Source organism: Pseudomonas sp. MF5691, assembly GCF_016405645.1.
GTDB classification, from domain to species: Bacteria; Pseudomonadota; Gammaproteobacteria; order Pseudomonadales; family Pseudomonadaceae; genus Aquipseudomonas; species Aquipseudomonas shahriarae.
The window spans coordinates 248,803-273,263 of record NZ_JAEKDC010000005.1; the positions used below are offsets into that span (position 1 = coordinate 248,803).

Below are 24,461 nucleotides of genomic sequence, written 5' to 3' on the forward strand. Positions count from 1 at the left end.
CGACAAGCCATTTGTCCTGGGCCGCACTCAAAACACCTGTACAGCACAACCCCTGTGGGAGCGGGCTTGCCCGCGATGGCGTCCTGTCAGCCCCCACATTTCTGATCGGGTGTTTACAGGGCGAACTGCGCGAAGCTCACGCCAGCGCCTGCCGGGCGTACATCCTTCAGGAACGAGTCCTTGTCTGCGCTCAGCTCCAGGGTAATCTCCGGCTTGCGCTTGCCTGCATTGCGTACTACCAACCCTTCAAGCTTCTCACGCAGGTACACGGTCGGTACTTTCAGGTGCAGCAGCTGATCGGTTTCGGCGTTGTGCATCAACAAATGAATCCACTCGTACTGGCCAATGGCGATGCGCGCCACCGGTAGGTCGAACCACCAGATGTTGCGCTTGCGGTCCAGGTCGGTGAAGTGGCAGTTGTTGACACCGAGCACGGCACCGCCCAGTTCCAGGTTTCTGCGGGCGATGGCCTGTGATTTATTGAGTTTCATAACCTTCCTACGGGATCTGTTATTCAGCGGTTGAGCCTGAATCTGCCGGGCATTCTCGTGGGTTGGCCGCAAAACATAAAGCCAAACCTGTACGGGGTGATGAAATGCCTGACGCAAATAATTGAAACTCTACGCAAACGCCTAGGGTCAATCCTTAGGTAATGACCAAAACCCTTGATTGTTCTTACGGAGAAATACCATGGGCAGCACAGCGGATAAGGCAAAAGGTTTAGCGAACGAAGCCATTGGCAATATCAAACAAGGTGTCGGCAAAGCCACAGACAACACCCAGCTTGAGGCCGAAGGCAAGATCCAAGAGAAGAAGGGCGAAGCCCAGCAAGCGATCGGCAAGGTCAAGGACGCGGTAAAGAATACGGTCGACAAAGCCTGATTCACCCGCCTGCCAACACGCAGCATAACGGTCATCCACGGATGGCCGTTTTTATGTCAAACCGGCGGATTAAAGTTTCGAAATTGTTTCAAGGTCGCCAAATAGGCTACCTTGATGTAGAAAACGGCCCCTGAGTCGCCCACGAACTCAACCTTTTTGCGGCGAAAGGAGACGCTATGATTTTTCCGGTATTAAAAGATCTGCCGCTGCACCGCGTATTGATGCGCACCGTCACAGAGTTCATCGACGACGAGATGCCCACCTACGCCTCGGCACTGGCCTACCAGATGCTGTTTTCATTGTTTCCCTTCCTGCTGTTCCTGATTGCCCTGATTGGTTTCCTGCACCTGCCGGACTTCTTCAGTTGGTTGCGCCTGCAATCGGAGCTGGTGTTGCCGCCCCAGGCCCTGGAGCAGGTCAACCCGGTGATTGACCAATTGCAGCAATCCAAGGGTGGGCTGTTGTCGGTGGGTATCGTCATCGCGCTGTGGACCGCCTCGGCGGGCGTGCGCCTGATGATGAGTGCGATGAACGCTGCCTACGACGTGGTGGAAGGCCGGCCGATCTGGAAACGTTTCCCGCTGTCGATTCTCTACACCGTGGGTATCGCCGGCATGTTGCTGGCCGCTGCCGCGTTGATGGTCCTGGGGCCGCAAGTGATGGAGTGGCTGGCCGGGCAGATTGGCATGCAGGAATTCGTCGTTACCCTGTGGACCATCCTGCGCTGGCCGTTGATTGTGATCCTGCTGATGTTCGCCGTGGCCTTGATGTACTACGTGATGCCGGACGTGAAGCAGAAATTTCGCTTTATCACGCCAGGCTCGGTGCTGGCGGTGGTGGTCTGGATCATCGCTTCCCTGGGCTTTGGCTATTACGTGAAAACCTTCGCCGACTACAACGCCATGTACGGCAGCATCGGCGCGATCATTGTCCTGCTGTTGTACTTCTATATTTCCGCCGCCGTATTACTGCTGGGCGCGGAGATGAACGCGGTGATCGAGCACATGTCTGCCGAAGGCAAAGACCCGGGCGAAAAAGACTTTGGCGAACACCACCCTGATCAAAAACAGCATGTCTCGGGCCTTGGCCGGGACCATTCGCTGCCCAAACCCACCTCTGATGAAAGTTGATCGATGATTCGTGAAATCCTGAAAATGGGCGACGAACGCCTGCTGCGTATCGCGCCCCCGGTGCCCCCGGAAATGTTCGACAGCCCCGAGCTGTGGCAACTGATCGACGACATGTTCCAGACCATGGAACACGTGGGTGGCGTTGGCCTGGCCGCGCCGCAGATTGGTGTCGACTTGCAACTGGTGATCTTCGGCTTCGAGAGCAGCGAGCGCTACCCGGATGCCCCGGCGGTGCCCCAGACCATCCTGATCAACCCGCTGATTACCCCGCTGAGCCCGGTGTTGGAGGAGGGTTACGAAGGCTGCCTGTCGGTGCCAGGCCTGCGCGGTGCGGTGGATCGCTACCAGCAGATTCGCTACGAGGGTTTTGACCCCAAGGGCGAGCCGATTGTGCGGATTGCCGATGGCTTCCACGCGCGGGTGGTGCAGCATGAATGCGACCACCTGATCGGTCGCCTGTACCCGTCGCGGATCACAGACTTCAGCAAATTCGGGTTTATCGAGGTGATGTTTCCGGAGCTGGATCCCGCCGCCGACGCTTAACCCTGGCGGCACAGGCCCATGGCAATCATCGGCTTGTTGCGTTTATAGCGCACCAGGCGCTCTGCCAGCGACTGCGGCAACACGGTCTGCTGGCTGAAGCCCTGGGCTGTATAAAACCCTTCCAGGTCGGGGTGGCACAGTAGCCACACCGTGCCTTCGACAGGCGCAATCGCTTCAGCGATCAGCCGCGCCGCCAGCCCTTGTCCGCGTAATGCCGGATCGACAAACAGCCCGGTCAGCCACTGACCGCAGACCACGGGGCTCAGGCACAGGCCTGCGACGATCTCGCTGTTGCGCGCGACCCACAACTGGCCGCCCTTGAGGGCCTTCATCGGCGAGTTATGGCGGCGGTAGAACTTGTTCAGCAACGGCCACAGGGGCTCCGCCAGTAGATCAATGTGCAACTCGGGCATGGTATTTGGACAAGCGTGATCAAGGGCTGGGGATTATAAGTCGGGCAAAGCGCCTTCTGTTGGGCAATAGGTGTTATACCCATGCTTACTTCCTCTGTTAGTGGAGCATGCATCATGGCCAAAGGTATGGATTCAAAGAAAGCCGCGAAGAAAAAACCGGCAAAGACCGCCGATGAAAAACGCGCGGACAAAAAAGCCAAGAAAACTGAGACAGGCCTGTTCGGTCACTAAGCCCTTCACTGTGGGAGCGAGCAAGCTCGCTTCTACACGGCAAGATACATCCTGATATCCCCCTCGCACGCCCCTCCAACATCTTTTTATCAATGATGGCTGATTAATGGCCTTGCAGAGTGCCAAGCCCTGTCTATGCTCATCCAGAACCACTTATGTCGCTTGCCATATGAAGCGTCTTGGGTGGTTTTTGGCATAGCGAGCGCGTACCTCAAAGCGCCGGGAAAAAGGAGCCTCAAGTTAAATGGATTTGCGTGTGTCGGTTGAAGCAGGCCCCAGAGAGGGTCATCAAGAAAAGGATGCCTTGAAGCGAGTGTTGCCCCATGGACTCTCCGATTAGCCATCATTTATCTATCGCCTGACACTTGTCCTGTCTCTGGACGATTGCGTTTGCCTGTTTTGTGGAAAGTTGTGCTGGGTCAAATCCAAGAACTAACCGTCATTCAAAGACAGCGCTGAAGGTGATCCGACCATGTTTAACCTGCACCACAAATCCGACCTGTTGCAAATCGAACGTTTTTCCTGCGCGTTGACCCAGGCCCAGGCCAAGCTGGCGGCGATCAGCCGCTCCATGGCGATGATCGAGTTTGATCGCGACGGCATAGTCCTGGATGCCAACGAAAACTTCTGTAAGACATTGGGTTACAGCGCCGAGGAAGTACGTGGCAAACACCACCGAATTTTCTGTGAAGAGTCCTACTACCGCAGCGACGTCTACGCCAAGCTATGGCGCGACCTGGCCCAGGGCGAGCCCCTCAGCGGCACGTTCATGCGCTTGACCAAGAGCGGCGAGGAAGTGTGGCTGGAGGCCAGCTACATGCCGGTGTTCGGCCCGGATGAACAGGTGCAGAGCGTGATCAAGGTGGCGTCGGACATTTCCGAACGGATCCACCGCGAACATGAAAACCAGAGCCTGATTGATGCCATCGGCCGCTCCATGGCGGTCATCGAGTTCACGCCCCAGGGGCAGATCCTCAATGCCAACCAGAACTTCCTGAAGACGGTGCAGTATTCCCTCGGTGAAATCGTTGGCCAGCACCACAGCATGTTCTGTGACCGCGCTGAGGTGGACTCACCGAGTTACAAGGCGTTCTGGGCGTCGCTCAACCGGGGTGAGTTTCACTCCCATCGTTTCGAACGGCGCAACAAGCATGGCCAGACGCTGTTTCTGGAAGCCTCCTACAACCCGATCTTCGATGCCAATGGTCGCCTGTACAAGGTGGTGAAGTTCGCCAGTGATATCACCCACCAGGTCACCACGTTGCGGACCGCTGCCGATTCGGCCCACGCCACCTCGGTGCAGAACGACGCCTGCGCCCGTAAGGGGTCGGAAGTGGTGCAGCAGACGGTGCAGATCATCGAAGAAATTTCCCGCGACCTGAATCAGGCGGCGCTGAGTATCGACGCGGTAAGCAAGCAGTCGGACATTATCGGCACCATCGTGCAGACCATTCGCGGTATTGCCGATCAAACCAACCTGTTGGCGCTTAACGCGGCCATTGAAGCTGCACGCGCGGGTGAGCACGGGCGTGGGTTTGCGGTGGTGGCGGACGAGGTGCGCAGCCTGGCGGCGCGTACCAGCCAGGCGACGATCGAGATTGTCGACGTGGTGCGCAAAAACCACGACTTGTCCCTGAGCGCGGTATCGAGCATGCAGTCGAGCCTGAGCCGTACCGGCGTGGGGGTGGAGTTGGCCAATGAAGCGGGGCAGGTGATCCTGGAGATCCAGGAGGGCTCACGGCATGTGGTGGATGCTATCGGCCAGTTCAACTCCACCCTGCAATTGCAGTAGCGGGACCGTGCCCACCCTGTGGTGAGGGAGCAAGCTCCCTCGCCACAGGTCAACGGGAGAGTGGGTTGCCAGGCTCAACCCGCGCAGAGCGGCAGTGGCGGGCCATATCAGATGGCAGCCAGGGCATCTTTCACGGCCTTGATCTGCGGGTCAGCGGTCTTCTCGGCGAACTGCTGCGCCGCCTGCATCTTCAGGCGCTCAGTCACTTCCAGGGCAATGGCATTCTGTTGTTCGATAGGCATCGCTTTCACTTCTTCTTCGGTCAGGCCCTTTTCCTTGAGGATCTGATCGCGAATGCGCTCGGCCGGCGTCTTGGCCATGTAGTCGGTGAACTCTGTCCGGGCCTGGGTGCTGGTCGCGGTGGTTGGCGTGGCGCTGGTCGGCGGTGTTGCCTGCAACTGCAGGCGGGTCTTGGCAAACGCCGCATCCACGTTGCTGGCCGTGGTGTCGGTGGCCTTTTGCGTGGCTTGCACCTGGGTCGCGGCGGCAGCGTTCTGCACGTTTTGCATCACGCCGCTGTACAGCGCGCTGGCGGCGGCGTTGGCCGGGTCCAGGTCGGGGCGTTTGGACTGTTGGATCACGGACGAGACTTGGGTATTGACCAACATGATCGGGCACCTGTGGTTTTGAACGGTCCATAGGGTTTAGCAATTAGCGTGCCGGGAACTAAAACCCCGTATTCATTGGCTGTGAGGGCAATACCGAGGCAAGAGGCGGGTTGCCGACGGCCAATGTTTGCCGTCGGCGGCCATTGCCTTCAGTAGGTAATGGGAATCTCGAAGACCTGGAAAGCATCGTCCTGCGGCTGATACCCCAGAACCCGTGTGGTCTCGCTCAAGTCCAGGCGCTTGAAGCGGTTATTGGAAATGCCATGGGCGATCAGGTGCTTGACCCCCTGGGCCTCCACCGAGCGCTGCAACAACTGCACGGCATCCCGAGGGCTGAGCCAGGCGCTGAGGTCGCGGGCGTTGTTCAAGTCGTGGGTTTCGGCAAATTCAAACGCGCCAATGCGTAATGCGATGGTGGAGAGTGGGGTTTTGGCTGCGTAATACCCGCACAGCGCTTCGCCGTAGCATTTGCTCACGCCATACAGGTTGGCCGGCAGCACCGGCATGCCCGGGGTGATTTGCCGATCCACCGGGTAGCCTTCGATGGTCTGGGCGCTGCTGGCGAAGACCAGGCGCTTGACGTTGGCGGCCACGGCGGCCTCGAACAGATAGGTGGTGGCGAGGATATTGTTGGGGAGCAGTTCGTCGAAGGTGGCGCTGGCGTGGGGAATGCCCGACAGGTGCACAACCACGTCGATGCCGTCGAGCAGTGCGGTGAGGGCCGTTCTGTCACTCAAGTCGGCCTGCACGAAGCGATGGCCGTCGAGGGCGAAGCCCGGTGCGACGCGGTCGGTGAGGGTAAAGCAGTAGCGATCTTTCGACGCTTCGAAAAATGTCTTGCCGATCCTGCCGCAGGCGCCGGTGAGCAGTACGTTGAGTCCTTTCATCGTGTAATCCTTAGTTGTGACCGTCGAGGGCAAAGGCCTGGAAACCTGGGCGCTGGCTGAGCAGGGCGTAGTACGCATCGACAGCCGGGTAGCGAGGGCGCTCCATGGGCGTCATCCGCCAGCGGTGCACCGACAGGCCGACCAGGATATCGGCGAGGCTGAAGCTGTCACCGGCCACATAGGCGCCGGTCTTGATCAACTGCTGCTCCAGCAATCCCATCTTGTCGTTCCAACCGCGCACGCCGGCTGCAATGCGCTGCGGGTCCTGGAAGTCCGGGTTCTGGCGCACCAGGGCGTGGAAGGCATAGCCCCAGGAGGGATTGAGTTCGGTGGCTTGCCAGTCCATCCATTGCTCGACCCTGGCGCGAGGCGCGGGGGCGGCGGGCAGCAAGTCATGGCGCTGGTGCAGGCCCACCAGGTAGCGGCAGATGGTGTTGGATTCCCAGAGCACGCCGTTGTCGTCAATGATCACCGGCACCTGGGCATTGGGGTTCAGGGCGAGGAAGGCGGGTGATTGGGTGGGGGTGAAGCCGATGCCCAAGTCTTCGCGCTCGTAGGGGATGTTCAGTTCCTGGCAGGTCCACAGGACTTTTCGTACGTTGATGGACGAAGTGCGACCCAAGATTTTCAGCGCGTGTCCCATGGTGCTTCCCTGGCAGGTGTGAGTTGGGCAATTTAGCAGGGGCCAAGTGGGCACGGTAAAAAATGTGGGAGCTGGCTTGCCTGCGATGGCGGTGTGCCAGTCATTATCTTGGGTGGCTGACACACCGCCATCGCAGGCAAGCCAGCTCCCACCTTTCTGATCGCGTCTGGGCTTTAGTTGTGCAGTGTTTGCTGGTCCATCAACGTGCCCATCAGCAACACGCCCAACTCGCTCAACTGGTGAATCGCCAATGCCCTGTCGCGGTCTTTGCCGGTCAGGTCTTCGGACAGGTCCAGCAGTAATGTGGTGACGGAGGATAGGGTTTCATAGCTGTTGGCAATCAGGCTTTCGCTGCTGGCGCCGGAAGTGACGGTGAACAGAGTGGAAGGTTCGGGCGCGGGGGCGGTTGGGGGGTTGAGGTAGTGATCAATGGCGCGGTGGGCGGCCAGGTTGAGTTTTGCGTCGTGAAGCGGGGGGTTGGGCGTTATTTTGAACATAGGGGTGTTCCTGATTCGGGCCGCCACCTCATCGCTACTAAACGAATTAGGGTGGCGGCTGCACGCAGGTTAGTAGACCGGTGAACACCCAAAGCCGGCGCGCCCGAAGGCGCCCTGCGCACAGCCACCATCAAGCACAGACGAGAACGTCTGACAGGGGAGGCTCATGCACTTAGGTTGTTCAAGCTCAGGCTACTAAACCCGATCACCGAGACATTCAGCGACCGAGCCACCTTAGAGAGCCCCACCCAGGCGCACAAGCCGGCGGATTCTGACGCAACCGTAGGTAACGGAGCAAGGCGCGGCCGCACAGTCAGCTCATTCCTACAGCCAATGCCTAACTGCTCTCGCGTACCTTCAACTCAAACCCCATATCCACCACCGGCCGGGCGATTTTGTTGCCGGCCATCACCGTCAGCAAATGCTCTGCCGCGCGTCGGCCAATGGCTTCGCGTGGGGTGCTGATGCTGCTCAGGCGCGGCACCATGAAGCTGGAGGCGGGCAGGTCGTTGAAGCCCAGTACCGCCACTTGCTGCGGCACCTTGATCCCGTGGCGCAGGGCTTCGAGCAGCGCACCCTGGGCCAGGTCGTCGTTGCCGAAGAAGATCGCGTCCACATCCGGATGGCTGGCCAGCAGTTGCAGGAACAACTCGCCACCCAGGCCCACCGACGAGGGGCGCGGGGTCAGCAGTTCGAGGGTCGGGTCATACAAACCGGCCTGTTGCAGGCCACGGCGGAAGCCTTCACCGCGCAGCAGCGTGCGCTGGTCCAGTTGTGCGCCGACGTAGGCCAGGCGTTTGCGGCCCCGGGAGATCAGGTGCGCTGCTGCGGTTTCGCCGGCACTGATCTGCGAGAAGCCGACGCAGTTGACCCCGGCCGTCGGGTCCAGGTCCATCATGTACACGCAGGGCACATTGCTCGACTCCACCATGCGCCGGGCGCTTTCGGTGCGGTCAAAGCCGGTCAGCAGCAAGCCGCGTGGCTGATAGGCCATGTAGTTGCGCAACAGGTTTTCTTCTTCGTCCCGGGAATAGTGGGTGTTGCCGATCAGCACTTCGAAGCCCTTGGGCCGTAGCACCTGATGAATGGCTTCGAGGGTTTCGATAAACAGCAGGTTGGACAGCGAGGGCACCAGCACCACCACCGACTGGCTGCGGGCGGAGGCCAGGGCGCGGGCGGCCGGGTTGACCACGTAGTTCAGCTCGGCAGCGGCCTTCTGCACTTTTTCCACCAGTTCGGTGGCCACGGTGCTGATCCCGCGCAGGGCCCGGGAGGCGGTAATCGGGCTGACGCCGGCCAGGCGCGCGACTTCGTTAAGAGTAGGGCGACCCGTGGTGCGGGTATTTTTATCGTTCTTGGAGGTCATCAGGCGGCTTGCCAAACAAAAATCGAGGCACTAAGGTAGCGCTGTCTCCAAAAGCCTGCAAATACTTGCGCAAAGGGTTGCCTGATCCTGGTGCAAGCGGTGGCAGAGGATGCACGCGTCACTCCATAAAAATGACAATTAGGCGCGGGAAAAGCCTGTTTTTGCACTAGCCTTAGGGCGTGCAAAGGTAGCGCTATCTGCGTCCTGAGGTGTTTCATGAGTCAACCTGTTACTGCCCTGGTCATCATGGGTGTTTCCGGATGTGGCAAGTCCAGTGTCAGCGAGGCCCTGTGCCTGTTGAACGGCGCCACCGCCATTGAAGGCGACAGCTTTCACCCGGCTGCCAATATCGAAAAGATGAGCGCAGGCCATCCCCTGAACGACGACGACCGCGCCGGCTGGCTCGACATCCTCTGCGATGAGTTGCGTCGTGCGCTCAAGGCCGGCGAGCATCCGGTGCTCACCTGTTCGGCCTTGAAGAAAAAATACCGCGATCACTTGCGCGAAGCCGCGCCGGGCCTGGGGTTTGTCTTCCTCGAACTGACCCGCGAAGTGGCCGCCGACCGCGTATCCCATCGCCCCGGCCATTTCATGCCGGCCAGCCTGATCGACAGCCAGTTCGCCACCCTCGAATCGCCCATTGGCGAGCCGCTGACCCTGGCCCTCAACGCCAGTAAAGACAGCATCGAGGCGTTGGCCGCGCAGACCCACGCGTGGTGGCTGACCCACGGTTTTGAACCTTCCCGATGATTTTTTGCCCGAAAGACAGCGCTATCCGACGGCACGAAATTCAACACCCGCTTTAATAACAACAACAAACAGGAGACGACCCCCATGTTTGGCATGTCCCACGAGTCTTACCTGCTGCTTGATGCAGTGGTCACTATCATCGGGCTGATCGTGTTGATCACCCGGTTCAAGGTCCACCCCTTTATTGCGCTGATCATCGCCGCAGGCTTTCTCGGCCTGACCTCGGGCATGCCCGTGGACAAGATCATCAAGGCCTTCCAGGACGGTTTTGGCGGGGTGCTCGGGTTTGTCGGGATTATCCTGGCGCTGGGTACGATGCTCGGCAAGATGATGGCCGAATCCGGCGGTGCCGATCAGATCGCCCAGACCCTGATCCGCGCCTTCGGCAAGGAAAAGGTGCAGTGGGCGATGATGTTCGCGGCCTTCCTGGTGGGCATCCCACTGTTCTTCGAGATCGGTTTTGTATTGCTGATCCCGCTGGTGTTTATCGTTGCGCGGCGCACCGGTGTGTCGCTGATCAAGATCGGCATCCCGTTGCTCGCCGGCCTGTCGGCGGTGCACGGCCTGGTGCCGCCGCATCCGGGGCCGTTGCTGGCCATCGGCGTGTTTGGCGCGGATATCGGCAAGACCATTCTTTACGGCCTGATCGTCGCCTTGCCGACCGCCATCATTGCCGGGCCGATCTTCGGGACGTTCATTGCCAAGTACATCCCCGGCAACCCGTCCCAGGAACTGGTGGACCAACTGGCCCGCGAGTCCGACGCAAAAAACCTGCCGAGCTTCAGCATCACCCTGATCACCGTGCTGCTGCCGGTGTTCCTGATGCTGCTGAAAACCTTCGCTGACATCGCCCTGCCAGACGGGCACATCGTGCGTAACTGGATGGACATGATCGGCCACCCGATCAGTGCCTTGCTCCTGGCGTTGCTGCTGTCGCTGTACACCTTTGGTCATCGCCAGGGCATCCATTCCAAGCAAATCCTCAAGCTGCTGGATGCGAGCCTTGCGCCGACCGCCGCGATCATCCTGATCATCGGTGCCGGTGGTGGCTTCAAGCAGATGCTGGTGACCAGCGGTGTGGGTGACGTGATCGGCCATATGGCGGTGACGGCGCAGATCAACCCGATCCTGCTGGCCTGGCTGGTAGCCGCAGTGATTCGGATTGCCACGGGTTCGGCGACCGTGGCCACCATTACGGGCGCAGGCATTGTGGTGCCGGTGGTGGGCATGGTGCCGGGGGTCAACCTGGAATTGCTGGTGCTGGCGACGGGGGCGGGGTCGTTGATTCTGTCGCACGTCAACGATGCAGGGTTCTGGCTGGTCAAGCAGTACTTCAACATGACCGTGGCCGAGACGTTCAAGACGTGGACGGCGATGGAGACCATCCTGTCCATCGTGGCGCTGGGCTTTATCATGTTGCTGTCGTTGGTGGTGTAACCCAACCTGGGGTGACTGATCGTTCCCACGCTCCGCGTGGGAATGCCCCTTGTGACGCTCTGCGTCACGCTTTGGGACGCAAAGCGTCCCGGACTACGTTCCCACGCAGAGCGTGGGAACGATCACTCGGTCAGGCTTTGGTGACCAGGCCATCGGCCCGGAACATTGCCCGTATCCCGCGTACCGCCTGGCGAATGCGGTCCTGGTTCTCGATCAGCGCAAAGCGCACATGGTCATCGCCATACTCGCCAAAGCCGATCCCCGGCGAGACACACACCTTGGCTTCGAGCAGCAGCTTCTTGGCAAATTCCAGCGAGCCCATGGCGGCATACGCCTCGGGAATTTTTGCCCAGACATACATCGACGCCTTCGGATTCTCTACCATCCAGCCCAGTTCATGCAGGCCCTTGACCAGCACATTGCGGCGCTGGCGGTACTGCTCGGCAATGTCTTTCACACATTGCTGGTCGCCTTCCAGCGCGGCAATCGCCGCCACTTGCAGCGGGGTGAAGGTGCCGTAGTCGTGGTAGCTCTTGATGCGCGCCAGGGCGTTGACCAGTTCCGCGTTACCCACCATAAAACCGATGCGCCAGCCGGCCATGTTGTAGCTCTTGGACAGGGTGAAAAACTCCACCGCAATGTCCTTGGCTCCCGGTACCTGCATGATCGACGGGGCTTTCCAGCCGTCGTAGACGATATCGGCGTAGGCCAGGTCGTGGATCACCAGCACGTCGTACTGCTTGGCCAGGGCGATCACCCGTTCGAAGAAGTCCAGCTCCACGCACTGCGCGGTCGGGTTGGACGGGAAGCCGAGGATCATCATCTTCGGCTTGGGGATCGAACCGCGGATCGCCCGCTCCAGCTCGGCAAAGAAGTCCACGCCGGGAATCAGCGGCACCGAGCGCACCTGGGCGCCGGCAATCACCGCACCGTAGATGTGAATCGGGTAGCTGGGGTTGGGTACCAGAACGGTATCGCCCTGGTCCAGGGTGGCCAGCATCAGGTGCGCCAGGCCTTCCTTGGAGCCGATGGTCACGATGGCCTCGGTTTCCGGGTCGATATCCACCTCATAGCGGTCCTTGTACCAGCGCGAAATGGCGCGGCGCAGGCGCGGGATGCCTTTGGAGGTGGAGTAGCCGTGGGTGTCTTCGCGCTGGGCGACGGTCACCAGTTTCTCCACGATATGCGGTGGAGTCGGGCCGTCGGGGTTACCCATGCTCAAGTCGATGATGTCTTCGCCGCGCCGACGCGCAGCCATCTTCAGCTCGGCAGTGATATTGAAAACATAAGGGGGGAGTCGATCTATGCGCGCAAAGCGGCGCGGCGAACCTTGGTCTGCCATTGTTGCCTCGGAATACGTAAGCGCCCGGAACCGTCCGAGCGACGTCGGCCACTGCGGTGGCCTGCGGGGCAGACAATACGGGCGATGAGGGTAGGTTGTCCAGATGGCGCCGGAAAATTTTCGGCCTGGAGTGTTGGATGACTATGCCCCTATACTCAGTATGGTTTTGGTCATTTATCAATGGAGATTGTGCAGATGAACCAACAGGTAACGTTACCCCTGGAACCCCGCATGGAAGAGGGCAGGGCGATGGTCATTGCCGGGGTCGGCGGTCATTACGGCAAGGCCACGCTGGGGGACATTCCGAAGCTATGGGAGTTGTTCGACAGCTGCATCAAGGACATCACAAAGCGCATGGGCGGCGTGACCTACGGCGTTTGCTACAACGCCACCCAGGAAGAGTTTGATTACATCGCCGGGGTCGAAGTGCCAGCCAAAAGTGATGTGCCGGGCAACTTTCAATCCATTGAAGTGCCGGCCAATCATTATGCGGTCTTCGCGCACTACGGGCCGGTGTATGCGCTGTCGCAGACCTATGAACGGATTATGTACGAGTGGTTGCCGACCTCGGGGTACAAGGTCGCCGGGCCGGATTTCGAGCGCTACAGCGCCGACTTCGACGTGGATAAGGGCACCGGTACCGTGGAAATCTGGCTGCCTGTCGAAAAGTCCGCATAACCTGTACATCGCCTGATCCACCGCCATCGCAGGCAAGCCAGCTCCCACATTTGTATCGGGGGTTTACTCAAAGCCAGGTACGGCGCAATTACCTGTGGGAGCGGGCTTGCCCGCGATGGCGATCTCAAGGGCGCCCGAGCCGCCCAGGGCCTCAATACAACGTGGCCTTGACCCGCTCCGGCATTTCCCGGTCGTAGGCCTCGGCATCAAACTGCCCATCATTCAAACGCTTGTGAAAAGCCCCTGCTGACGGCAGCGTCGAACGCTCCACATGCTTGTCCGGGTTCCAGCAATCGGAGCGCACAAAAGCTTTCGAACAGTGGAAATACGCCGCCTCTACCTGCACCACAATCACCGACCGCGCCGGCTTGCCGTTGACCGCAAAGCTCTGCAGCAACTCAGGTTCGATGGAAATCTGCGCCCGCCCGTTGACCCGCAACGTTTCCCCGATCCCCGGAATAATGAACAGCAAGGCAATCCGTGGATCCACCAACAGGTTACGCAAGGTATCGAGGCGGTTATTGCCCGGCCGATCGGGGATCGCCAGCGTGCGCTCATCAATGATCCGCACAAACCCCGGCACATCGCCCCGAGGCGAGCCGTCGAGGCCATCGGCGCCTGAAGAACTGACAATCACCAGCGGCGAGGCTTTGACCATCGCCTGGTAATCCTCATTGAGAAACGCGATTTCCTTGCGCAGGGCACGCTCCTGGGGCAGGCCGTAGAGGGTTTCGAGTTGGTCCAGGGTGGTTAGCATGGGGGTCTCCTTGCCCAGGGAGCGCTGGCGATTATCCGCCAAAGCTGCGTTGGTAGCCCTGCGCTGATTGCCGGATGGCCTGAGCAACGTGGGGTGCTTGCCGACAATAATCGTCTTCACGTGCGAGTACCACTTCAAGGGTCTGCAGCAGAGCCCGGATGCGCTCCTCGGCGTTTTCTATGCTGCAGGTCTTGGCAAACTCAAGGATTCCCAAGCGTGACGCAAAGAATGAGCGGTTGCCGTCCAGGTCCAGAGCCAGGGCGTCTTCGGGAATATAGGCGGTGGTATTGGCGATGTCATAAGCGGGTGCAAGACGGGCGTCACGTTTGAGTGGATCGCTGTAGAGCAAGCCAAAATTTTTCAGATGGGCATCACCATTGCCGACGATACAGCTCAGCGCAACGCTATCGAACAACTGCTCCAGGGAGCTGCGTTCATGTTCGATTGCACAAAAGAGGCGAACAGCCTTGGCAATCATGTTGTAGCTCTTGCTGTATTTCTGCTCGGCGGAAAGGCCCATCAATGTGGTCATGTCTTCAAAGCCCAGGGGGTTGAGTTTTTCGTCCCGATCAAAGCGGCGCATGATGAAAAGCTTGTGGTTCTGTGACAAGTAGAAGGGTGGCACGGGGATACCTGCCTCCCTTGCAATCGACATACACAGGTATTCGTTGATCGCCAGGCCTGGAAACTCGTCACGCCCGCTCTTGATGATCAGATCGTTGGTTTTCGATGTGAATTTCTGTTCCGGTACCAGCGGGATTTCGGGTACCAATACCTTAGGCTGTACCCCGGAAATGCCGGCGCGAAGGATGTAGCGATCGACCAGATGGGTAAACAAATCCTCGGCACCATCCCAGGCGAGGATTTCATCCAGACGCTCACCGTACGACACGGGGCTGTTGCGCTCAATCAGTTGGTTGACTTGCGCGGACGAGGTGAAGACGCGGCCGATAGGTGCGCTGCTGCCTGACAGGGCCAACAACAGCATTGGATCTACCTTGACGGTCTTCGCCAGACGGTTTTTCAGTTGCTCCAGTACATAACCTTCGGGCAGGTTCATTTGAAAGATCGGGTGCAGTTCATGCCGTCGATACTCCTCGGCCCGCACTGGCATCAGCAGGCTGATTGCACTCTGCTCCAGGGCATCATCAGCGTAGCGAAAGTGGTAGTGCTCAGTGCCGACGAACACGCTGCCACTTGCGCCTTCGGGCGTACGGACCTGCAGTTTGTAGCTACTCATTGAACAAATCCTCCACTTCCTCCAGCGTTGGCATGGAAACGGGGACCAGTTTGACCTCACTGCCCAAGGCTGCAAAAACCCGTGCGTAGGCATTCATCGCCACCGACAAGCTGCCGTGCTCAATCTCGATCAGTTTTTGCCGCGTCGTACCGGCCAGCTGTGCCAGCTGTGCTTGTGTATGGCCACGGCTGAGGCGCATCGAGCGAACCTGGTTGCCGATTCTCTGGCTCAGAAGTGCAGGATCCATGTCGCGTTACCGTTACTTTGGTATTTTAAAGTTATATATACGTTACATTTTGGGGTTGTCAACGCTGATATCAACCGAGTGTCAGTGCCAACCGCCGTTCATAACCCACCCGCCCCTTATACGCCTCGCCCCGGTCTACCCAGCCCTGCTGCAAATACAAGCCCATTGCCGCCACATTGTCGCTGTCCACCGACAACTCCAACGCCGTGATCTGTGGCCAGGCCAGGCGGGCGGCAGCGGGCAGGGCTTGCAGGCAGGCTTTGCCCAAGCCGCGGCCCTGTTGGTGGCGATCGACTTGCAGGGCATGCAGTGTGGCGCTGTGTTCGTCGGCCCAATGGGGTAGGCAGGGCGGGCGCTTGAGCAGCAGGAAGGCCACGGGGATTTCGTCGGCCAACAAGGCAAAGCCCTTGATGCCGGGGTTGGGGTTGACCAGCAGGCTGTTCAGCGCGCAGTCGATATCGCCGCTATAGGCCAGTTGCTCGGGGTGGACTTCGAGGCTGGCGAGTTGCTGTTGCTGTGCAGCGGTCAGCGTCTCATAGGGCGCGAGGCGGGTTTCCATCGAGCAGATATCCGAAGTCCTACAGGGAAGTCGCAAATTCTAGCGGCTTTGCCCTTGGCGAAATTATTTTTTGTAGGCTTGTCGATTGGCAGGCGGCCCATTCGACCAAGGGTGTCTTCTGTGATTTTCCACCCCGAGGAGTATCGCCATGAGCAACGCAATCAACACCCTGATCGAGCAATGGAAACAAGCGGTGGTCGCCAAGGATGTCGAGCAGATTGTCAGCTTTTACGCCGAAGATATCGTCGCGTTCGACGCCGTCAATGCCCTGCAGTTCAAAGGCAAGGCGGCCTATCGCGCCCATTGGCAGGCCTGCATGGAGTTTTGCCCGGGCCCCGGTGTTTTCGACTTTCATGAACTGCATATCGTCGCCGCCGATGACAGCGCCTTTGCCCACTGGCTCGCCCACTGCGGCGGCACCGGGCCCGATGGCGTGCTGAAAACCTGCTGGATGCGGGTCAGCGCCGGCTACCAGCGAATCAACGGCCAGTGGAAGGTGGTGCACGAGCATTGGTCCGCACCGTTCGATATGGAAACCGGCGCCGGTCTGTTCGACCTGGAACCGTGAGTACCGCGAACTATAGTCATTAGTCCGAAAAACGGAGAACGCCATGAAATACCTGTGCCTGGTCTACAGCGCCGAAGCTTTGCTGCACAGCCTGCCCGACAGCCCCAAGGACCCGGAATGCCACGCCTACGCCGAGGCGGTCCACGGCAGTGGCCGCATGCTTGCGGCCGAGGCCCTGCAGCCGGTGAGCACGGCCACCACCGTGCGCATGCGTAACGGCAAGTTGTCGATCACCGATGGGCCGTTTGCCGAAACCAAGGAGCAGCTTGCCGGCTTCTACCTGATCGAAGCCAAGGACTTGAATGAGGCGCTGCAGGTGGCCGGCGGCATTCCGGCGGCGCGGGTCGGCAGCGTGGAAGTGCGCCCCGTGCGTGATTTGAATCTCTGACTCAACACTTATAAAACTCAGGAGGTTTAACCATGAACACTCAACCTGCTGCATTTGAACTGTCCATCAGCCGGGTGATCGACGCCCCGCCCAGCCGGGTGTTCCGCGCCTGGACCGAGCCTGCGCTCTTGCAACAATGGTGGGGCCCCCACGGCATGACCACGCCCGAGTGCGAAATGAACCTGTGGGTCGGTGGCCTGTTTCGCACCCTGATGCGCGCGCCGGACGGCAGTGAATATCCGACCCAGGGCGTGTTCCTGGAGATCGACGCGCCGCGCCGCCTGGTGTTTACCGATGCGTTCCTGCCGGGTTGGATCCCCTCGGGCAAGCCGTTTATGAGCGCCGAAGTGACCTTCGAGGAGGTGGCTGGCAAGACCCGCTACACCGCCCGCGCCATGCATTGGAGCGAAGCCGACAAACAAGCCCACGAAGCCATGGGTTTTCATCAGGGCTGGGGCGAGAGCCTGGACCGGCTGGTGACCCTGGTGACCACGGGCATGCCCGATTGACCGTCAAGGCCCAAGTCGAGGCGGTCTACCGCAGTGAGTCGCGGCGCATCCTGGCGACGTTGATTCGCCTGCTGGGGGATTTCGACCTCGCCGAAGAAGCCCTGCACGAGGCGTTCTTCGTCGCGGTCGAACGCTGGCAGCAGGACGGTGTGCCCGACAATCCCCGAGCGTGGCTGGTGTCTGCCGGGCGCTTCAAGGCCATCGACCGCTTGCGTCGCCAGGCCCGTTTCACCCCGTTGTTGCAGGAGCAGGCCGATGCGCTGGAAGCGGCTGACTGGAGTGCCGAAGACGTGGAAGACGACCGCCTGCGCCTGATCTTTACCTGCTGCCATCCGGCGCTGGCGGCGGATGCGCAAGTGCCGCTTACCCTGCGTGAGATTTGTGACCTCACCACCGAGGAAATTGCCCGGGCCTTCCTGGTCACGCCGGCCACCATCGCCCAGCGCATCGTGCGGGCCAAGGGCAAGATCCGCGAGGCCAGGATTCCCTACCAGGTGCCGTCCCTGGCGGAGTTGCCCGAGCGCCTGGACAGCGTATTGCGGGTGATTTACCTGGTGTTCAACGAGGGCTACTCGGCGTCCATGGGCGCTGACCTGACCCGTGACGACTTGACCCGCGAGGCCATCCGCCTGGGCCGCCTGCTCCTGGAGTTGCTGCCGGAGCCGGAAGTCATGGGCCTGCTGGCGTTGATGCTGCTCCATGAATCCCGGCGCCCGGCCCGGCTTTCTGCCGCCGCTGAGCTGGTGCTGCTGGATGAGCAGGACCGCACGCTGTGGGATGCAGCGCTGATTGCCCAGGGCTGTGGGTTGGTAGAACAGGCCCTGGCCACCCGGCGTTTCGGGCCTTACTGCCTGCAAGCGGCGATTGCCGCGGTACACGCCGAGGCCCCGAGTGCGGCGCAGACCGACTGGCCACAGATTGTCGGCCTGTATGACGTGCTGCTGCGGATGCTGCCGTCGCCCGTGATCGAGCTCAACCGCGCCGTTGCCCTGGCCATGCGCGATGGGCCGTTGGCGGGGTTGCAGCAAGTCGAGGGGATCCTGGTGCGTGGCGAGTTACGGGATTACCACCTGGCGCATTCGGCACGGGGGGAGTTCTGTCGGCAACTGGGGCGGATGAAAGAGGCGCGCCAGGCGTATGAAACAGCCCTGGGCCTGACCCAGCAGGCCCCGGAAAAACGCTTTATCGAACGACGCCTGGCAACCTGCACCGATAGCCCTTTGTAGGCGCCGGCTGAGGTTACTCAAGCATCTTTTGCAGCAACCAACTGCCGGCCGGGCCCGGCGGCTGTTGTCGTGACCACAAGGCATCCACCGCCACCGAACGTGGCCAGCCGCGCGCCTTGAGCTCCACCAGCTGGCCATTGGCAAAACGCTCCACCAGCCAGCGCGGCAAGGGGGCCCAGCCAAAACCGAGGATGGCCATTTCCATCAGCATCAAAAAGCTGGGGGCGGACCATACACGGCCGCTCGGCCGGTTTTCATTGGGGTTGATGATGCTTGCCAGGCGCAGCTCCCGGTGTTGTTCCAGGGTTTGCTGGTTGATGCCCTCAAGGCCGGCCAGTGCATGCAGCGGCGATACAAACAGCGCAAGTTGCGCGCGCTCTTCGACGGTGGCATGGGTCAGGTCTGGCGGGTAGACCTCCTGCGCCTCGATAAACGCGAGCTGCGCCCGCCCGCTTTGGACCAGGGCGATAAGGTCTTCACATTCGGCAATCAGCCACTCCAGCTCCAGGTCCGGATAACGCTGCTCAAGGGCGCTGAGCAGCGTTTCAAAACGTCCCGACTGATAGGTGTCGGACATGGCAATACTGAGCTTGGGTTCCAGCCCCTGGGACAACTGGCTGGCGGCAAGCTCCAGGCGGCTGCTGGCTTCCAGCACCTGCTCGGCGCGTTGCAACAGGACATGCCCGGCCGGGGTCAGGGTGGGTTTGCGGCTGCTGCGGTCGAACAGCACCACGTCCAGATCAATCTCCAGGCTGGCCACTGCGGCGCTGACGGTCGATTGGCTCTTGCCCAGCTTGCGTGCCGCTGCCGAAAACGAGCCTTGGGTCGCCGCTTGCACAAACGCTTGCAACACTTCATGAGAGGCCATCATCTATCGCCTTGGTCGATGGTTATTGATTATGAAGTATCGAGTGCGGGAGTGATGATGGCAACCCTCGACATTCACAGAGCAAGGCTTATGAACACCACCAAGTCCATCACTGAACGCGCTTTGCAGGCCCTGGGTTTCGAAGGCCTGGCCTTGTTGATCTGTACGCCGCTGCTGGTGTGGATCACTGGCCGGCCGGCCCTGGAAATGGGTGCTGTGACCCTGGCTATCAGCTTGTTGGCGCTGACCTGGAACATGATTTTCAACAGCCTTTTCGACCGCCTCAAAGTGCGCCTGCAGCTGGCCAATAGCGTCAAGACCCGGATCATGCACGCGCTGCTGTTCGAGGGCGGGCTGATTCTGTTCGCCGTGCCGCTGATTGCCGCGTGGCTGAACATCAGCCTGATGCAGGCGTTTATTCTGGATATCGGCGTGCTGCTGTTCTTCCTGCCGTACACCTATGTGTACCACTGGGGCTACGACGTGCTGCGGGGAAAATTCTTCAACAGCGAGCTTGCTCGCGAAGGACGTTAACGATGACGCGGGCATCCTGAATGTATGCGGCACTCTCGGGTTATTCACGAGCTACCGGCGTGACCTTGTCGGTCACGCCCGGGTGCCGGTGTTTCAGAAGATTTGAGTAAACAACCAGTACAAACTGCCCGACAGTACAATCGCCGCCGGCAACGTCAGCACCCAGGCCAACAGCAGATTGCGGATGGTCTTCATCTGCAAGCCGCCACCATTGGCCACCATGGTCCCGGCCACGCCCGACGACAGCACGTGGGTGGTCGATACCGGCAACCCGAACATGTCGGCGGCGCCAATGGTCAGCATGGCCACGGTTTCCGCCGAGGCGCCCTGGGCGTAGGTCAGGTGGGTCTTGCCGATTTTCTCGCCGACGGTCACCACAATGCGCTTCCAGCCGACCATGGTGCCCAGGCCCAGGGCGATGGCCACGGCGATCTTCACCCATAGCGGGATAAAGCGCGTGGCATTGTCGATCTGTTGCTTGAACAGTTGCAGCTTGCCCTCGGTGTCGGCGTCGAAATTTCCGACTTTGCCCTTGTCCATCAGGCGAATGGTTTCGCTGGTCAGGTACATGTCGTTACGCACGTTGCCCATGGCCTCGGCGGGCACCTTGGCCAGGGAGCCGTAGCCTTTGACTTGCTCGCCGATATGCCCGGTCAGGGCGGCGAGGGCGGGGATCAGCTCGGGCGTGACGTCCTTGGTGCGCACATAGGTCGACAGCGTCGGTCGTGGGTCCACCGGCGCCGGTTGCGGGGCGATTTTGACCAGGGCTTGCTGGGTGACTTCAGCCACGGCGGCAAATTGCAGGGATTGATCGGCCGGCATGGTGCGGTTCAACGCGTAGGCCATGGGCAAAGTGCCCACCAGGATCAACATGATCAGGCCCATGCCTTTCTGGCCATCGTTGGAGCCGTGGGCAAAAGATACGCCGGTGCAGGTCACGATCAGCAGGCTGCGAATCCACCACGGCGGCGGGGTGTTGCCCTTGGGCGCCTTGTACAGCGCGCGGTTTTTCACAAAGGCCCGCAGCGCCAGCAACAGCAGGGCGGCAAAGCCGAAACCGATCAGTGGTGACAGCAGCAGCGCATAGCCGATCTTGATCGCCTGTGCCCAGTCCACGCCACTGGTGCCATCCCGGCCATGCATCAGGGCATTGGCCACGCCCACCCCGATGATCGACCCGATCAGCGTATGGGAGGACGACGCTGGCAAACCCAGCCACCAGGTGCCCAGGTTCCACAGGATCGCCGCGATCAGCAGGGCGAAGATCATCGCAAAACCGGCGGAAGAGCCAACCTGCAAAATCAACTCCACCGGCAGCAAGGCAATGATGGCAAAGGCCACCGCGCCACTGGACAGCAGCACGCCGAGGAAATTGAAGAACCCCGACCAGACCACCGCGAATTGCGGCGGCAGCGAGTTGGTGTAGATCACTGTCGCCACGGCGTTGGCGGTGTCATGGAAACCGTTGACGAACTCGAACCCCAGGGCAATCAGCAGCGCCACGCCCAGCAGCAGGAATGGGGTCCAGGTGGTGACCACCGTGCCCAGTTCGTGCATGTCGCGCATCAGGCTGTAGGCGGTGAACAACAGGCCCATGGCGAGCACGGAAAAGAACACGATCACCGTGAGCAGGCTGGGTTTGGTGTCCAGTTGCGGTTTTGCGTCAGGGGCGGCTGCCTGGTGGGAGGCGGTCAGGGAAGGGGTGGCCATGCCGGAGCATCCAGAGTGGGGAGGATGTTTCCCATGGTCATTGCAGAATGTTACAGAGGTGCTGCCTCAAGTCAGTGTTTGGTGTCGTCAGCCGGCCGCTGGTCTAAAACTCGCCGCCGCTCCCATAGGTTGTTTGCATTTGAGCCTTAGTCATCCTGGCGCTTGCGAAACGCCCATCTGCCGGCAATCAAGGTGAACGTCGCCACCAATGCCACCCACGTTCATGCCAAAGAAGCCCGCGATGATATTGATCGGCAGCGCCAGTACCGTGACCACCGTCAGGGTAAACAGCGTGCGGTTGCTTTGTTCGTTGAGGTTGGCGGCGATTTCTTCCTGCAACAACTCGATCCGTTCGCCTATTTTTTGTCAGTCACAGGCCGCCGCTGCCCGGCCACTCATCCACTGGGCTCAAGAAGTGTCTAGTCCGGCCGATTCATGGTGCAAGCATGCCATTGGATTGGCCATGTGTTGGCTGACAGGGATGTTGCGGTGCAGGTCCCCATTTCCCTGTTTCGAGGCTTTTCCCCGATGAGTTTTTTGCGAAAGTCCTTGAGAGCACAGATCCTGTCGTTGCTCGGTGGCAGCCTGTTGGCAATGCTGTTGATTGCCCTGGCGTGTTTTCATTTTCTCTCCAACGGTGTGCAGAGTTACCGCAGTTTGCTGGAGGGGCCGTTGCAAACCTCACAGCTGATTGATGAAGCCAACCTGCAATTCAAGGTCCAGGTCCAGGAATGGAAAAACGTCCTGCTGCGTGGCAAGCAGCCCCAGGACATGAACAAGTACTGGGGGCAGTTCCAGGATCGGCAGCAAGACGTGCAGGGCATCCTGGCGCGCCTGGTGAGCAACACCCAGGGCGACCCAGCCTTGAGCCGTCGCCTGGAAACCTTGCGTCAAGAGCACCAGATGCTGGGTGTCGCCTACCAGAAGGGGCGAGATGCTTACTTGGCCGCCGGGGCTGATGCAGCGGCTGGGGATAACGCAGTCAAGGGCGTGGACCGCACGGTGAGCGAGCAGATGAGCGCGCTGGTCACCCTGCTGCGTGAGCAGGGCAAGCAGCAATCCCTGGCAATCAGCGCCTATGCCGAACGTACCGTGATGCTGGGTCTGGCGGTGATGGTGCTGTCTGGAGGGCTGATCGGTCTGTTCAGCCTGTGGTTGATCAACCGCAACCTGATTTTGCCGATCCGTGGCCTGATCGACTATGTGGCCCAATTGAGCCATGGCCGGTTTGCCGAGCGCGTTGCCAGCCAGCGCCAGGATGAACTGGGGCACTTGGCCCAAGCCGCCAATACGTTGCGCGACTTCCTCGCTGAAACCTTTGGCCGCCTACAGCGCAGTGCCAAGGACCTGGTGAGCGCCAGTGGCGAGTTGAACTCGATTGCCGGGCAGATGGCGACGGGCACCCAGGATCAGTTCAGCCGTACCGATCAAGTGGCGACGGCGATGACCGAAATGTCCGCCACCGCCCAGGAAGTCGCGCGCCACGCCGCCAGCGCTTCGCGGGCAGCAGACGAGGCCGATCATTCGGCCCGTGAGGGCGGCGAGGTGATGCAAGTGACCATTGCCACCATCGGCCAGATGCGCAACGAGATCCTCAACACCGGTGGCATCATCCGCCGCCTGGAAGCAGACAGCGTGCGCATCGGCACGGTGCTGGAAGTAATTCGCGGCATCGCCGAACAGACCAACCTGCTGGCCCTCAATGCGGCGATCGAGGCCGCGCGAGCAGGCGAAGCCGGACGTGGGTTTGCGGTGGTGGCCGATGAGGTGCGCAGCCTGGCGCAACGCACAGCGGCGTCGATCATCGAGATCAACCAGATTATCCAGGCAGTGCAGACCGGCGCCGTGGATGCCGCCGAGGCGATTGTCAGCGGCCAGTCATGCAGTGATGAGAGCGTCGAAAAGGTCACCCAGGCCGGGGCGATGCTCAGTCATATCACCCAGGCTGTAGAGGCGATCCGCGATATGAACCGGCAGATTGCCACAGCGGCCGAAGAGCAAACCTCGGTGGCCGAGGATATCTCGCGCAACATCACGCAAATCACCACGGTGGCCACTGCCAACCTGGACAACGTGCAGCGCACCGAAGCGGCCAGTCATAACCTGCGTGGGCTGTCTGCTGAGCTGAATGAGGTGACGGCGCGCCTTAGCGCCTGACCAGACACAACTGCGCCGCCCGAAGGCGGCGCGTTGTGTTGCCGGGGCAACTTAAGTGTCTTGCTTGTTTTCCAGCACTTCGCCGGTCTTGGCGTCGAGCTTCACATCCCACTTCTTGCCAGTGGTGTCGGTCAGGTCAACTTCGTAGACCAGGCGCCCGGCTTCGTTATCCAGCTCAGTGTCGTTGATGGTGGCGCCGGCATGTTTGGCCAGGGCGGCGGCATTCAGCTGTTCAAATGGCTTCACGGCGCCCGATTGCAGCAGGCTTGGAATCTGGTCCGGGCGAACATCGGCCTGGGCCAGGCCGGCAGTCAGAGTCAGGGCAGCAGCAGCGAACAGAGCGGTCAGGTTTTTCATGATGTGGTCCTTTGGGGTGAGCTGTTTAAGTGGGATCAGATTACCCCGCGCAACTTAATTCACCCTTAATTGTGTAGGACGTTTGCGTTGTTTGTTCAATCGCCCCGCGCCGGGGGATTTCATGCTGGTGTCTCACCCACGG

At 60.3% G+C, this 24,461-nt stretch carries 27 protein-coding genes and 4 pseudogenes; 15 read left to right on the forward strand and 16 right to left on the reverse strand.

What is annotated here, in order from left to right; translation table 11 throughout:
- Positions 1 to 113: 113 nt before the first annotated feature.
- A complete protein-coding gene (locus JFT44_RS10320; RefSeq protein ID WP_057439943.1) occupies positions 114 to 491 on the reverse strand; it encodes a hypothetical protein in 378 nt (125 codons plus the stop codon).
- A 199-nt stretch (positions 492 to 690) separates the two neighbouring features.
- On the opposite strand from JFT44_RS10320, the gene JFT44_RS10325 reads away from it, so the two are divergent.
- The 3 genes from JFT44_RS10325 (at position 691) to def (ending at position 2,555) form a co-directional block, all read left to right on the forward strand.
- On the forward strand, positions 691 to 882 hold the full coding sequence (locus JFT44_RS10325) for a CsbD family protein (protein WP_057439941.1): 192 nt from the start codon (positions 691 to 693) through the stop codon (positions 880 to 882).
- A 176-nt stretch (positions 883 to 1,058) separates the two neighbouring features.
- Complete coding sequence (locus JFT44_RS10330; RefSeq protein WP_198830616.1) at positions 1,059 to 2,012, forward strand: YihY/virulence factor BrkB family protein; 954 nt, start codon at positions 1,059 to 1,061, stop codon at positions 2,010 to 2,012.
- A 3-nt stretch (positions 2,013 to 2,015) separates the two neighbouring features.
- Positions 2,016 to 2,555: a peptide deformylase gene (def, locus tag JFT44_RS10335; protein ID WP_029296447.1), complete on the forward strand. Its 540-nt coding sequence runs from the start codon at positions 2,016 to 2,018 to the stop codon at positions 2,553 to 2,555.
- Here def and JFT44_RS10340 read toward each other — a convergent pair.
- Positions 2,552 to 2,968, reverse strand: coding sequence for a GNAT family N-acetyltransferase (locus JFT44_RS10340; protein ID WP_057960481.1), 417 nt, complete (start codon positions 2,966 to 2,968; stop codon positions 2,552 to 2,554). The two genes, def and JFT44_RS10340, sit on opposite strands and share 4 nt — an antisense overlap.
- A 703-nt stretch (positions 2,969 to 3,671) precedes the next feature.
- Between JFT44_RS10340 and JFT44_RS29095 the strand changes: the two are divergent.
- A pseudogene (locus tag JFT44_RS29095) lies at positions 3,672 to 4,445 on the forward strand (PAS domain-containing protein); the annotation flags it as partial.
- 120 nt (positions 4,446 to 4,565) lie between these two features.
- Positions 4,566 to 4,991 (forward strand): annotated as a pseudogene (locus JFT44_RS29100) (methyl-accepting chemotaxis protein); the annotation flags it as partial.
- Between the two features lie 107 nt (positions 4,992 to 5,098).
- Here the strand turns inward: JFT44_RS29100 and JFT44_RS10350 are convergent.
- The 5 genes from JFT44_RS10350 to JFT44_RS10370 all read right to left on the reverse strand — a co-directional run bounded on the left by JFT44_RS10350 (position 5,099) and on the right by JFT44_RS10370 (position 8,995).
- The gene (locus JFT44_RS10350; protein WP_198830617.1) at positions 5,099 to 5,599 is read right to left on the reverse strand and encodes a hypothetical protein; all 501 of its coding nucleotides are present in this window, start codon (positions 5,597 to 5,599) and stop codon (positions 5,099 to 5,101) included.
- Between the two features lie 149 nt (positions 5,600 to 5,748).
- On the reverse strand, positions 5,749 to 6,486 hold the full coding sequence (locus tag JFT44_RS10355; RefSeq protein ID WP_198830618.1) for an NAD(P)-dependent oxidoreductase: 738 nt from the start codon (positions 6,484 to 6,486) through the stop codon (positions 5,749 to 5,751).
- Positions 6,487 to 6,496: 10 nt separating this feature from the next.
- A complete protein-coding gene (locus JFT44_RS10360; protein WP_120733977.1) occupies positions 6,497 to 7,129 on the reverse strand; it encodes a glutathione S-transferase family protein in 633 nt (210 codons plus the stop codon).
- Between the two features lie 173 nt (positions 7,130 to 7,302).
- The gene (locus tag JFT44_RS10365; RefSeq protein ID WP_057960477.1) at positions 7,303 to 7,626 is read right to left on the reverse strand and encodes a DUF6124 family protein; all 324 of its coding nucleotides are present in this window, start codon (positions 7,624 to 7,626) and stop codon (positions 7,303 to 7,305) included.
- 337 nt (positions 7,627 to 7,963) lie between these two features.
- Positions 7,964 to 8,995, reverse strand: a complete 1,032-nt coding sequence (locus JFT44_RS10370) for a LacI family DNA-binding transcriptional regulator (protein WP_162947806.1) — start codon at positions 8,993 to 8,995, stop codon at positions 7,964 to 7,966.
- Positions 8,996 to 9,208: 213 nt separating this feature from the next.
- On the opposite strand from JFT44_RS10370, the gene JFT44_RS10375 reads away from it, so the two are divergent.
- Both JFT44_RS10375 and JFT44_RS10380 read left to right on the forward strand, forming a co-directional pair.
- Positions 9,209 to 9,742: a gluconokinase gene (locus JFT44_RS10375; protein ID WP_057441958.1), complete on the forward strand. Its 534-nt coding sequence runs from the start codon at positions 9,209 to 9,211 to the stop codon at positions 9,740 to 9,742.
- 84 nt (positions 9,743 to 9,826) lie between these two features.
- Positions 9,827 to 11,179 carry a GntP family permease gene (locus JFT44_RS10380; RefSeq protein WP_057960476.1) on the forward strand — a complete coding sequence of 451 codons (1,353 nt, stop codon included), beginning with the start codon at positions 9,827 to 9,829 and terminating at the stop codon, positions 11,177 to 11,179.
- A 130-nt stretch (positions 11,180 to 11,309) separates the two neighbouring features.
- On the opposite strand, the gene alaC is transcribed toward JFT44_RS10380, so the two are convergent.
- Positions 11,310 to 12,521: an alanine transaminase gene (gene alaC / locus JFT44_RS10385; RefSeq protein ID WP_029296464.1), complete on the reverse strand. Its 1,212-nt coding sequence runs from the start codon at positions 12,519 to 12,521 to the stop codon at positions 11,310 to 11,312.
- A gap of 195 nt (positions 12,522 to 12,716) precedes the next feature.
- Between alaC and JFT44_RS10390 the strand changes: the two genes are divergently transcribed.
- Positions 12,717 to 13,199, forward strand: a complete 483-nt coding sequence (locus JFT44_RS10390; protein ID WP_120733974.1) for a GyrI-like domain-containing protein — start codon at positions 12,717 to 12,719, stop codon at positions 13,197 to 13,199.
- 151 nt (positions 13,200 to 13,350) lie between these two features.
- On the opposite strand, the gene JFT44_RS10395 is transcribed toward JFT44_RS10390, so the two are convergent.
- The 4 genes from JFT44_RS10395 to JFT44_RS10410 all read right to left on the reverse strand — a co-directional run bounded on the left by JFT44_RS10395 (position 13,351) and on the right by JFT44_RS10410 (position 16,002).
- Positions 13,351 to 13,956, reverse strand: coding sequence for a pyridoxamine 5'-phosphate oxidase family protein (locus JFT44_RS10395; protein ID WP_057960474.1), 606 nt, complete (start codon positions 13,954 to 13,956; stop codon positions 13,351 to 13,353).
- 31 nt (positions 13,957 to 13,987) lie between these two features.
- Entirely contained in the window at positions 13,988 to 15,196 is a 1,209-nt protein-coding gene (locus JFT44_RS10400; protein WP_057960473.1) for a type II toxin-antitoxin system HipA family toxin, read from the reverse strand.
- On the reverse strand, positions 15,189 to 15,443 hold the full coding sequence (locus JFT44_RS10405) for a helix-turn-helix domain-containing protein (RefSeq protein WP_057960472.1): 255 nt from the start codon (positions 15,441 to 15,443) through the stop codon (positions 15,189 to 15,191). Before JFT44_RS10405 ends, JFT44_RS10400 begins: the two co-directional genes overlap by 8 nt.
- A gap of 70 nt (positions 15,444 to 15,513) precedes the next feature.
- Positions 15,514 to 16,002: an N-acetyltransferase gene (locus JFT44_RS10410; protein ID WP_057960471.1), complete on the reverse strand. Its 489-nt coding sequence runs from the start codon at positions 16,000 to 16,002 to the stop codon at positions 15,514 to 15,516.
- A 148-nt stretch (positions 16,003 to 16,150) separates the two neighbouring features.
- Between JFT44_RS10410 and JFT44_RS10415 the strand changes: the two genes are divergently transcribed.
- Genes JFT44_RS10415 through JFT44_RS10430 form a run of 4 tightly spaced genes read left to right on the forward strand, consistent with a single transcriptional unit; the run spans position 16,151 to position 18,693 of the window.
- Positions 16,151 to 16,570: a nuclear transport factor 2 family protein gene (locus tag JFT44_RS10415; protein WP_128593818.1), complete on the forward strand. Its 420-nt coding sequence runs from the start codon at positions 16,151 to 16,153 to the stop codon at positions 16,568 to 16,570.
- Positions 16,571 to 16,613: 43 nt separating this feature from the next.
- A complete protein-coding gene (locus JFT44_RS10420) occupies positions 16,614 to 16,958 on the forward strand; it encodes a YciI family protein (RefSeq protein WP_057441944.1) in 345 nt (114 codons plus the stop codon).
- A gap of 32 nt (positions 16,959 to 16,990) precedes the next feature.
- Positions 16,991 to 17,467 carry an SRPBCC family protein gene (locus tag JFT44_RS10425; RefSeq protein ID WP_057441942.1) on the forward strand — a complete coding sequence of 159 codons (477 nt, stop codon included), beginning with the start codon at positions 16,991 to 16,993 and terminating at the stop codon, positions 17,465 to 17,467.
- Positions 17,464 to 18,693 (forward strand): RNA polymerase sigma factor, encoded by a 1,230-nt coding sequence (locus JFT44_RS10430; RefSeq protein ID WP_057960469.1) that lies wholly within the window; start codon positions 17,464 to 17,466, stop codon positions 18,691 to 18,693. The genes JFT44_RS10425 and JFT44_RS10430 overlap by 4 nt, the downstream gene beginning before the upstream one ends.
- Before the next feature lie 13 nt (positions 18,694 to 18,706).
- Here the strand turns inward: JFT44_RS10430 and JFT44_RS10435 are convergent, their stop codons facing one another.
- Positions 18,707 to 19,561, reverse strand: a complete 855-nt coding sequence (locus JFT44_RS10435) for a LysR family transcriptional regulator (RefSeq protein ID WP_057960468.1) — start codon at positions 19,559 to 19,561, stop codon at positions 18,707 to 18,709.
- 90 nt (positions 19,562 to 19,651) lie between these two features.
- On the opposite strand from JFT44_RS10435, the gene JFT44_RS10440 reads away from it, so the two are divergent.
- Positions 19,652 to 20,095 (forward strand): multidrug/biocide efflux PACE transporter, encoded by a 444-nt coding sequence (locus JFT44_RS10440; RefSeq protein ID WP_057960467.1) that lies wholly within the window; start codon positions 19,652 to 19,654, stop codon positions 20,093 to 20,095.
- Positions 20,096 to 20,188: 93 nt separating this feature from the next.
- Here JFT44_RS10440 and JFT44_RS10445 read toward each other — a convergent pair whose 3' ends face one another.
- Positions 20,189 to 21,805, reverse strand: coding sequence for an inorganic phosphate transporter (locus JFT44_RS10445; protein ID WP_057960466.1), 1,617 nt, complete (start codon positions 21,803 to 21,805; stop codon positions 20,189 to 20,191).
- A gap of 146 nt (positions 21,806 to 21,951) precedes the next feature.
- Positions 21,952 to 22,165: pseudogene (locus JFT44_RS10450) on the reverse strand (CorA family divalent cation transporter); the annotation flags it as partial.
- 753 nt (positions 22,166 to 22,918) lie between these two features.
- Here JFT44_RS10450 and JFT44_RS29105 point away from each other — a divergent pair.
- A pseudogene (locus JFT44_RS29105) lies at positions 22,919 to 23,077 on the forward strand (HAMP domain-containing protein); the annotation flags it as partial.
- 117 nt (positions 23,078 to 23,194) lie between these two features.
- A complete protein-coding gene (locus tag JFT44_RS29110; RefSeq protein ID WP_370693747.1) occupies positions 23,195 to 23,962 on the forward strand; it encodes a methyl-accepting chemotaxis protein in 768 nt (255 codons plus the stop codon).
- Positions 23,963 to 24,013: 51 nt separating this feature from the next.
- Here the strand turns inward: JFT44_RS29110 and JFT44_RS10460 are convergent, their stop codons facing one another.
- Positions 24,014 to 24,319, reverse strand: a complete 306-nt coding sequence (locus JFT44_RS10460) for a PepSY domain-containing protein (protein WP_038442689.1) — start codon at positions 24,317 to 24,319, stop codon at positions 24,014 to 24,016.
- Positions 24,320 to 24,461: the final 142 nt, after the last annotated feature.